Annotated in this window: 11 protein-coding genes; 4 read left to right on the top strand and 7 right to left on the bottom strand. The window is 59.4% G+C overall.

Annotated features, from left to right (window positions below):
* Positions 1-125 precede the first annotated feature (125 nt).
* Both FEM54_RS17055 and FEM54_RS17050 read right to left on the bottom strand, forming a co-directional pair.
* Positions 126-1,238, bottom strand: coding sequence for an LOG family protein (locus FEM54_RS17055; protein ID WP_138452052.1), 1,113 nt, complete (start codon positions 1,236-1,238; stop codon positions 126-128).
* 378 nt (positions 1,239-1,616) lie between these two features.
* Complete coding sequence (locus tag FEM54_RS17050) at positions 1,617-2,057, bottom strand: PA3611 family quorum-sensing-regulated virulence factor (RefSeq protein WP_017137078.1); 441 nt, start codon at positions 2,055-2,057, stop codon at positions 1,617-1,619.
* A 179-nt stretch (positions 2,058-2,236) separates the two neighbouring features.
* On the opposite strand from FEM54_RS17050, the gene FEM54_RS17045 reads away from it, so the two are divergent.
* The 3 genes from FEM54_RS17045 (at position 2,237) to FEM54_RS17035 (ending at position 4,297) form a co-directional block, all read left to right on the top strand.
* A complete protein-coding gene (locus FEM54_RS17045) occupies positions 2,237-2,956 on the top strand; it encodes a tRNA-uridine aminocarboxypropyltransferase (protein ID WP_138452049.1) in 720 nt (239 codons plus the stop codon).
* Between the two features lie 252 nt (positions 2,957-3,208).
* Positions 3,209-3,859, top strand: a complete 651-nt coding sequence (erdR, locus tag FEM54_RS17040; RefSeq protein ID WP_017137080.1) for a response regulator transcription factor ErdR — start codon at positions 3,209-3,211, stop codon at positions 3,857-3,859.
* Positions 3,860-3,934: 75 nt separating this feature from the next.
* The gene (locus tag FEM54_RS17035; protein ID WP_017137081.1) at positions 3,935-4,297 is read left to right on the top strand and encodes a diacylglycerol kinase; all 363 of its coding nucleotides are present in this window, start codon (positions 3,935-3,937) and stop codon (positions 4,295-4,297) included.
* A gap of 3 nt (positions 4,298-4,300) precedes the next feature.
* Here FEM54_RS17035 and FEM54_RS17030 read toward each other — a convergent pair whose 3' ends face one another.
* Entirely contained in the window at positions 4,301-5,227 is a 927-nt protein-coding gene (locus FEM54_RS17030; protein ID WP_026013711.1) for a LysR family transcriptional regulator, read from the bottom strand.
* Between the two features lie 124 nt (positions 5,228-5,351).
* Here FEM54_RS17030 and fpr point away from each other — a divergent pair, with 124 nt between their 5' ends.
* The gene (fpr, locus tag FEM54_RS17025) at positions 5,352-6,131 is read left to right on the top strand and encodes a ferredoxin-NADP reductase (RefSeq protein ID WP_003189055.1); all 780 of its coding nucleotides are present in this window, start codon (positions 5,352-5,354) and stop codon (positions 6,129-6,131) included.
* Between the two features lie 147 nt (positions 6,132-6,278).
* Here the strand turns inward: fpr and tsaA are convergent, their stop codons facing one another.
* The 4 genes from tsaA to FEM54_RS17005 form a co-directional block, all read right to left on the bottom strand.
* Positions 6,279-6,974: a tRNA (N6-threonylcarbamoyladenosine(37)-N6)-methyltransferase TrmO gene (tsaA, locus tag FEM54_RS17020; protein WP_099548535.1), complete on the bottom strand. Its 696-nt coding sequence runs from the start codon at positions 6,972-6,974 to the stop codon at positions 6,279-6,281.
* 3 nt (positions 6,975-6,977) lie between these two features.
* Positions 6,978-7,439, bottom strand: a complete 462-nt coding sequence (locus FEM54_RS17015; protein WP_003189058.1) for a YehS family protein — start codon at positions 7,437-7,439, stop codon at positions 6,978-6,980.
* 69 nt (positions 7,440-7,508) lie between these two features.
* Positions 7,509-8,219, bottom strand: coding sequence for an rRNA pseudouridine synthase (locus tag FEM54_RS17010; protein WP_058421638.1), 711 nt, complete (start codon positions 8,217-8,219; stop codon positions 7,509-7,511).
* Positions 8,220-8,440: 221 nt separating this feature from the next.
* Positions 8,441-8,757: GNAT family N-acetyltransferase (locus FEM54_RS17005; protein WP_138452047.1), on the bottom strand; the 317-nt coding region annotated here is incomplete at its 5' end.

The raw sequence follows: 8,757 nt of genomic DNA, 5'->3' as shown, positions 1-8,757 counted from the left end.
GACCCACTGCCATCGCAGGCAAGCCAGCTCCCACATTGGAATGTGTTGGTTGCCGGGATGCCAAATCCCGATAAAACAAAAGGCCCACTACGACAGTAGTGGGCCTTTTTTTTTGCCTTAAAAAATCACGCCGGCTCTGGCGCCGCCCGCTGCTGTGTCTTCCCCTGGGCCTGTGCCCAGTTCTCCGGCAAGTTGATGTAATCCACCAACTCCCGCAACCGGCCCTGATCACGACCGTTGAAGTTGAACACCAGCCGCGTCAAATGGCTGAACCTTGGTTCATCATGTTCCTCGCCTGTGTAAGCAAGCTGCTGGAACTCTCCACTTAGCCGCAAGCTGGCAAACTCGCTCTGCAAGTGGGTCAGTGCACGATCACTGAGCGGATGATTCATGCGCACCACAAACTCACGCTTCAACCAACGCGTGGAGTGGAAGTTGGCATAGAACTGGTTGATCTCCGCCACCGCCTCTTCAGCGCTGTAGACCAGGCGGATCAGCTTGAGGTCGGTGGGCAGGATATAGCGATTGGCTTCCAACTGACTGCGAATGAAGTCCAGTGCGCCTTGCCAGAAACCACCGCCTGGGGCATCCAGCAGCACCACCGGCACCAGCGGGCTCTTGCCAGTCTGGATCAGGGTCAGCACTTCCAGCGCTTCATCCAGCGTGCCAAAACCGCCCGGGCACAGCACCAACGCGTCGGCTTCCTTGACGAAGAACAGCTTGCGGGTAAAGAAGAAGTGGAAAGACAGCAGGTTCTCGGTGCCATCAATGGTCGGGTTGGCGTGCTGTTCAAACGGCAGGTTGATGTTGAACCCCAGGCTGTGTTCCAGACCTGCGCCCTCGTGGGCAGCGGCCATGATGCCGCCGCCACCGCCGGTGATCACCATCAGGTCGGATTGCGCCAGCAGCGTGCCGACTTCCCTTGCCAAGGCGTACAGCGGGCTTTCGACCGGCGTGCGCGCCGAGCCAAACACCGTGACCTTGCGGCGGCCCTTGAACTGTTCCAGCACGCGGAAGGCGTTATCCAGCTCGCGGATCGCCTGCAGCGTGATTTTTGCATTCCAACGGTTGCGGTCATCCTTGGCCATGCGCAGCACGGTGAGGATCATATCGCGATAAAGGGGGATGTTCGGGCTGTTGGGAGCGACCAGCTGGAGTTGTGCGTCGACCTGCTGGGTGAGGTCAGCGCCGTTTGCTTCAAAATGACGGAGCAGGCGGTCATTCGGTTCGTAAGGCATTCAACTTCTCCTTCTTCACAGAACCTGGGCCATCGGCGAGAGATTCGTCCGCGGCCACGACACTGCGTGTGTCGCTGCACGCCTTAAGCGTTGCACGGTGTTCGCCAGGCGGCAAAACGGGCTCTGTATGTTCCTTGTGATTTGGAAACCTTTGCACTGCAAGTCGCAGGAGGGCAACCCTCTTTTGCCCTGAAAATGTTACAGAACGGCGTGAAAAACGCAGTAGATGGGCTGCCGGGATGGCTTGATCATGAGCCGAAAAACCCTTGGCTGGCAACCGCTTATTGGTCACTCATCAAGCAGTTTAGTTGGCGGCTGGCCAATGAGGCGAGGGAGGTGCGCGCCACCGGACAGCAGCGCGCGATGATCGAGCAACAGTTACTTTTTCTTTTTCGCCGCAGCGGGGGCCGGGCAATCGGCTTCCACGAACTTGACCGACGCTACCGGGCGGTTGGTCTTGTTCTCGGTGATCTCATAACGCATCACGGCGCCCTTGGCCATCAGCTCGCGATAGCCTTTGTTCAGGCATACGCTTTGACCCAGCTGGAAATACACAGCTTTGGGGTTTGCGCGCATCTGTTCGGCACGGTCAGGTAGCACACTGAGGTGATCAATCAGTTGCATGCCTTCAACGGTGTAGGCCACTTCCAGGGTCTTTGCATCGATTTCCCGGGGCAGGTCCTTGTTGCTCTCGGCCGCGACGCTCTGCAGTTTCCTGTTCATTTGGGCCTCCAGCAGCGACGCCGCGTGGGCGCCCATGGGCAGAACCAGCGCAAGGGCGACGGATGGGGCAACAAGGCGCAGCATGGAACGCAGCATGAAACTCTCCTGATTCGGTTACTGGTGCATAGACCAGCCACTGCGCTGTGCGTTCAGTGGCGCGCAATTATAGGGGACCGCTTGCCACTACAGCCAGGCGTATCGCTGGTAAACTGCGGCCACTTAAGCCTGATTCGAGTTTTGCCTGTGTCGATTGACCTCTGCTCGCGGTGCGCCCGATGAGCCACGCCGTCTCCCGCTTGCGTACCCAGCGCCTGGCGCGCGCCGTCCGGCCGTTTCTAAACCGTGGTTCGCGCGCCGAACGTTGCCCCGGTTGCCGGGTGATTCCCGAGTACTGCCTGTGCGCCTGGCGCCCAACAGTGCAGGCCCGCTCGGCCATGTGCCTGTTGATGCATGACGTGGAACCGATGAAACCCAGCAATACCGGCTGGCTGATCGCCGATGTGATCGATGACACCACCGCGTTCGCCTGGTCGCGCACAGAAGTGGACCCTGAGTTGCTGACCCTGTTTGCCGACCCGCAATGGCAACCGTATATCGTGTTTCCGGGCGAATTCGTTGCGCCTGAGCGAGTGTGCAGTGAGGTGAGGGTGCAAGACGGCAAGCGCCCGTTATTCATCCTGCTGGACGGCACCTGGAGCGAGGCGCGCAAGATGTTCCGCAAAAGCCCTTACCTGGAACACTTGCCGGTGTTGAGCCTGGCGCCCGAACAGCTGTCACGCTACAAGCTGCGCCGGTCCAAGCGCGATGATCATTTCTGTACCGCCGAGGTTGCGGCGCTGTGCCTGGAGCTGGCCGACGACCCAGCGGCCAGCGAAGTGCTGGACGCCTACCTCGATGTGTTCAGCACGCATTACCTGGCCGCTAAATTTCAATTGCCGCTGGACCCGGCGGACAGCGTGCACATGCGGCTCGCGCCCCATATCCCTACGGTATAACCAGACGACGTTTGCATGATGGCACCGTAAACCCGCAACCGGCTAAAATGCCCACGGGCGTAGTGCTTGACCCCCCAGGCTGCGCTGGGCATGCTGGGCGCCGATTGGGGCGTAACCGTGACTTTTCAGTGTCGTTTCAGGTGTTTTTGATGCTGAGTGTGCCCTGTGGCGATGGCTGCCTGGCTATTGCCTTGTGTACTGGCGAACCCTGAACCCATCAGGGCTCCCATAAAAAACAGGATCATTTAATCAATGGCCACATACGAAATCCTGATAGCCGATGACCATCCGCTGTTTCGCAGTGCGCTGCATCAGGCCGTTACCTTGGGCCTTGGCCCTGACGTGAGCCTGGTCGAAGTGGCCAGCATTGCCGAACTGGAAGCCCGCCTCAACGAAAAATCCGACTGGGACCTGGTGCTGCTCGACCTGAACATGCCGGGTGCCTATGGCTTCTCGGGATTGGTGCTCTTACGCGGGCAATACCCGCAGATCCCGGTAGTAATGGTTTCAGCCCAGGAAGAAGCCGACGTGGTGGTGCGCTCCAAGGAGTTTGGTGCCAGCGGTTTCATTCCCAAGTCCAGCTCTATGGAAGCGATCCAGAAAGCCGTGCGCACCGTGCTGGATGGCGACGTGTCATGGCCGCCGCAAGCGTTTGAAGAAATCAACGTGTCCGACGAAGCCAAAGCCGCCCGTGATGGCCTTGCCAGCCTGACGCCCCAGCAATTTCGGGTGCTGACCATGGTTTGCGAAGGCTTGTTGAACAAGCAGATTGCGTATGAGTTGAGTGTGTCGGAAGCGACCATCAAGGCCCACGTGACGGCGATCTTTCGCAAGCTCGGCGTGCGTACCCGCACTCAGGCGGCGCTGCTCTTGCAACAACTTGAGTCAATTTCGCAGCATTAAGCTGTACCCGATTCACGCTTTTTTGACTTTGCGTGATCTAGTTTCCCCACTTCTTTGGTTCAGTTGCCTACATCTATGTCGCCTTTCAAGGGTCAAACCGGTATCAAACGTATCTTCAACGCAGGGGGCTATTCCCTGGATGGCCTGCGCGCAGCTTTCACCGGCGAGGCGGCATTCCGTCAGTTGGTGTTGCTGAACGTGATCCTGATCCCGCTGAGCTTCTTCCTGCACGTCAGTCGGGTCGAGCGCGCCTTGCTCATCGCGGTCTGCCTGCTGGCCTTGATCGTTGAGTTGCTCAACTCGGCAGTGGAAGCGGCTATCGACCGGATTTCCCTCGACCGCCACCCGCTGTCGAAAAACGCCAAGGACATGGGCAGCGCCGCGCAATTCGTAGCGCTGACCATGATTACCCTGGTGTGGGCCGTGATCCTGATCTAAGCCTCAGGCAATGTTGGGCAGCACGATCTCGTCGCTGCGCTGAACCCCGGCGGTGAAGGCGCGGCACAGCTCCAGAAACTCGCGCATCGCCGAGGTCTGGTACTTCTGTTTATGCCAGATGAAGTAAAACTGCCGGGCCAGGTCCAGGTCCGGGGTTTCCACCGGCACCAAACTGCCACGGCGGAACGCATCGCGCAGGGCCAGCCGGGAAATACAGCCAATCCCCAACCCTGACTCCACTGCACGCTTGATCGCCTCGGTGTGTTCAAGCTCCAGGCGGATATTCAGCGCGCTACGGTGATGGCGCATGGCCTGGTCAAAGGTCAAGCGCGTGCCCGAGCCCTGTTCGCGCAGGATCCATGCTTCATGGGTCAGCTCTTCCATCGTCGCCACACCGCGCTTGGCCAAGTGATGCTGCGGCGCACAGAACACCACCAACTCATCCTCGACCCAGGTTTGTACCTCGATGTCCGGGTGGCTGCAGTCGCCTTCGATTAGACCCAGGTCAATTTCGTAATGCGCCACTTGGTGCACGATATTGGCAGTATTCTGCACATGCAGTTTCACCTGGCTCTCGGGGTGCTGCTGCATGAAGCTGCCGATCAGCAGGGTCGCCAGGTAATTGCCGATGGTCAGGGTGGCGCCGACCGCCAGGGAACCAAAGCCGGACTTGCCGTTGAGCAAGTCTTCGATCTCCTTGGCCTGGTCCAGCAGCGCAACGGCCTGCGGTAATAACTGATGGCCGAGAGCATTGAGGCTCAAGCGCTTGCCTGCGCGGTCGAATAATTGGCAGCTGGATTGACGCTCCAGCTCGGTGATTGAGGTGCTGGCGGCGGATTGAGATAAGGCCAGAAGGCCAGCAGCGCGTGAGACGCTTTCCTGCTGGGCGACGGCGACGAAGACTTGCAGTTGACGTAGAGTAAATCGCATATCGATATAACCGATAACCCTTATCTTAATAATCCAGTTAACAGATATTGTCGCCGCCATTAGAATGCTGTGCAATTGCGCATCTCATCTTTGGCGCAGACCCATTTCCAGGAGTTCCCCGTACATGAGCAACATGAACCACGAACGTGTCCTCAGTGTTCATCACTGGAACGACACGCTGTTCAGCTTCAAGTGCACCCGCGATCCGGGCTTGCGCTTCGAGAATGGTCAGTTCGTGATGATCGGCCTGCAACAGCCCAACGGCCGCCCACTCATGCGCGCGTACTCCATTGCCAGCCCAAACTGGGAAGAGCATCTGGAGTTCTTCAGCATCAAGGTGCCCGATGGTCCGCTGACTTCGCAATTGCAGCACTTGAAGGAAGGCGACGAGATCATCATCAGCAAAAAACCGACAGGCACCCTGGTGCTTGACGATTTGAAGCCGGGCAAACATCTGTACCTGCTCAGCACGGGTACCGGTCTGGCGCCGTTCATGAGCGTGATCCAGGACCCGGAAACCTACGAGCGCTTCGAAAAAGTGATCCTGTGCCACGGCGTGCGTTACGTCAATGAAGTCGCCTACCGCGAATTCATCACCGAGCACCTGCCGCAGAACGAATTCTTCGGCGAGGCGCTGCGTGACAAGTTGATCTACTACCCAACGGTGACCCGCGAGCCGTTCGAAAACGAAGGCCGCCTGACCGACCTGATGCGCAGCGGCAAGCTGTTCAGCGACATCGGCCTGCCGCCGATCAACCCCGAGGACGACCGCGCCATGCTGTGCGGCAGCCCGAGCATGTTGGACGAGACCAGCGAAGTGCTGAACAGCTTCGGCCTGAAAGTTTCGCCACGTATGCGTGAGCCGGGTGATTACCTGATCGAGCGCGCGTTCGTCGAGAAGTAAACACTGCTCAAAAAAATGTGGGAGCTGGCTTGTGTGGGAGCTGGCTTGCCTGCGAAAGCATCACCTCAGTTCAACTGAACGACCGAGGTGTCTGCATCGCAGGCAAGCCAGCTCCCACATGAGCAGCTCCCACAGTTGTTTCGGCGTTTACTTGGCCGGTACCACTTCCAGCACACAGATGACACCCGCCTCTGGATAGTGCCAACGCACATCCACATCCCAGAACTGCGCGCCGTACTCACGCTCAGGCCCTGGCGTCTGATACGCCGGCCGTGGGTCCTGGGCCAGACACTGCTCGATCAATGCCACCAGCGGCTCATCAAGGCGCTGCGCATGGCCTTGTGCCTGGTGCAGTGCCGTCTTCAGCCACTGCACGGGAATCAGCTGCGGCGCACTGCTGGCAATATCATTGGTGGCGGTGTCAATGATGTCCGCGTACGGCACGTACGGCTTGATATCCAGCACCGGCGTGCCGTCGAGCAAATCGATCCCGGAAACCCACAGGCGGCCCGGCTCGACCTTATCCAGCTTCACCACCGACTGGCCAATGCCATTGGGGCGATGAGTCGCGCGGGTTGCGAACACGCCCATGGAGGTATTGCCGCCCAGGCGTGGCGGCCGCACCTTGAGGCGCGGCTTGTCTTCCAGGGCCTGGTGGAACAGAAACAGCAGCCACACATGGCTGACCTGCTCCAGGCCCTGCACCGCCTCGCCCTGATCGAACGGCGCCACCAGCTCCAGCACGCCGCGTGCGGCCGGGGCCAGCTGCGGCTGGCGCGGGATGGCGAACTTCTCCTTGAAGCAGGAGCGCACGAAGCCGACGGGCGAGACCGAGTAGCTCATGGCTTACGCACGAACCCGCAGGGTCAGGCCCTTAAGGAAATTGCGCAGCAACTGGTCGCCACAGGTGCGGTAGTTGGTGTGGCCGAACTTGCGGAACAGTGCGCTCAACTCAGGCTTGGACACCGGGAACTCAGCAGCCTTGAGGATGGCGTGCATGTCGTCTTCCTTCAGTTCGAAGGCCACGCGCAGCTTCTTGAGGATGATGTTGTTGGTCACCGGGGTTTCGATCGGCTGCGGCGGACGGCTTTCGTCCTTGCCACGCTTGAAGATCACCAGGCCATCAAGGAAGTGCGCCATGACGTCGTCCGGGCAGAACACAAAACCTTCCTCCTCATCTTTCTTGAGGTAGGTCAGCAGGTCTTCCTTGGTGACGTCCATGCCGCCGAGCTTGATGATCTCGACCATCTTGTTGTCGCTGATGTCGAGCATGTAGCGCACGCTGCGCAATACGTCGTTGTGAATCATGGTGGGCAATCCTGGTATTCAACTGAGGGCACCGCGCAGAGTTGCCGGTGCCGGGAAAAGGGGAGCGGCTTAGAATTTCTCTTTGCCGGACAGGTAGCGCCATTGGCCGACCGGCACCTTGCCGATGGACACGCCGCCAATACGGATGCGGCGGATGGCGATGACTTTCAGGCCGACCGCTTCACAGAACAGGGCAATTACACCCGGCTGCGGGTTTTTCAGCGCAAACCGCAGGCGGTTTTCGTTCTGCCAGCTGGCTTTGACGGCCGGCAGCTCTTTGCCTTTGTAGGTCAAACCGTGGTTCAGGCGGTTGAGGCCATGGGCAACCATGTCACCCTCGACCTCAACCACGTATTCCTGCTCGATCTTGGCGGCATCGGCGGTCAACTTGCGCAGAATCTTCCAGTCCTGGGTGAACACCAGCAGGCCGCTGGCCTTGGCCTGCAGATCGGCGCTGGCGGTCAGGCGCAGGAAGTGGCCCTTGAGCGGGCGCTTGCTGAAACGGTGCTCTTCGGACAGCGTCTCGGCGCTGATCGAGGCCATTGCTGTTTCCACATCCACGCCCACCGGGGCGTGCAGCAGAATGGTCACCGGTTCCGGCACAGTGGCTTTAGCCTCTGGGTCCAGCTCGACCTTCTGGGTAGTGACCTTGAATTGCGGCTCGTCGATCACTTCACCGTCCACCGAGACCCAGCCGCCTTCGATAAACAGCTCAGCCTCCCGACGGGAGCAACCGACCAGTTCGATAAGGCGTTTGGAAAGGCGTATGGGGTCAGTCATGACAAGGGCCGTAGCAAAAGGGGGCGGCTATTGTACCTGTGTGGGCGCGGTTAATCCCGGACCCATTTCAGCGTAGTGGCTTTTTGTGGGCGCTGGCCTGTGTGGGAGTCGGGCTTGCCCGCGATGCAGACACCTCGGTCGTGCATTTGGAATCGAGGTGATGCCATCGCAGGCAAGCCAGCTCCCACACAAGCACGCTCCCACATTGGCGCTGTGTTGTGTCAGCCACTGCGCCGTTGCTGTTGGCGCAAGCGCATATGCAGCAACGGATACGGCTGGCCCAAGCCATCATGTTCCGCCCGTCCGACCACCTCGAAACCCTGCTTGAAGTAAAACCCCAGGGCCTGCGGGTTTTGCTCGTTGACGTCCAGCGCATCGGCATTCAGGTGCTCGATCGCATAACTCAGCAATTGCTGGCCCAAGCCCTGGCCACGGTGTTGCGGGTCGATAAACAGCATCTCGACCTTGCCCGCCGCCACCCCGGCAAACCCGGTAATGCGCTGGCGCGCGTCCTTGGAGCAGATCAGCATCACCGCGT

Source organism: Pseudomonas edaphica (assembly GCF_005863185.1).
Lineage (GTDB): Bacteria > Pseudomonadota > Gammaproteobacteria > Pseudomonadales > Pseudomonadaceae > Aquipseudomonas > Aquipseudomonas edaphica.
Note: the sequence above shows the minus strand (reverse complement) of the source record. Positions and strands in the feature narration are given on the sequence as shown.

Excerpts from the sequence above, each read along its gene's own strand:
- FEM54_RS17010 (WP_058421638.1), bottom strand. The coding sequence starts at position 8,219 with ATGACTGACCCCATACGCCTTTCCAAACGCCTTATCGAACTGGTCGGT.
- FEM54_RS17030 (WP_026013711.1), bottom strand. The coding sequence starts at position 5,227 with ATGCGATTTACTCTACGTCAACTGCAAGTCTTCGTCGCCGTCGCCCAG.
- tsaA (WP_099548535.1), bottom strand. The coding sequence starts at position 6,974 with ATGAGCTACTCGGTCTCGCCCGTCGGCTTCGTGCGCTCCTGCTTCAAG.
- FEM54_RS17015 (WP_003189058.1), bottom strand. The coding sequence starts at position 7,439 with ATGATTCACAACGACGTATTGCGCAGCGTGCGCTACATGCTCGACATC.
- FEM54_RS17045 (WP_138452049.1), top strand. The coding sequence starts at position 2,237 with ATGAGCCACGCCGTCTCCCGCTTGCGTACCCAGCGCCTGGCGCGCGCC.
- FEM54_RS17035 (WP_017137081.1), top strand. The coding sequence starts at position 3,935 with ATGTCGCCTTTCAAGGGTCAAACCGGTATCAAACGTATCTTCAACGCA.
- erdR (WP_017137080.1), top strand. The coding sequence starts at position 3,209 with ATGGCCACATACGAAATCCTGATAGCCGATGACCATCCGCTGTTTCGC.
- FEM54_RS17055 (WP_138452052.1), bottom strand. The coding sequence starts at position 1,238 with ATGCCTTACGAACCGAATGACCGCCTGCTCCGTCATTTTGAAGCAAAC.
- fpr (WP_003189055.1), top strand. The coding sequence starts at position 5,352 with ATGAGCAACATGAACCACGAACGTGTCCTCAGTGTTCATCACTGGAAC.
- FEM54_RS17050 (WP_017137078.1), bottom strand. The coding sequence starts at position 2,057 with ATGCTGCGTTCCATGCTGCGCCTTGTTGCCCCATCCGTCGCCCTTGCG.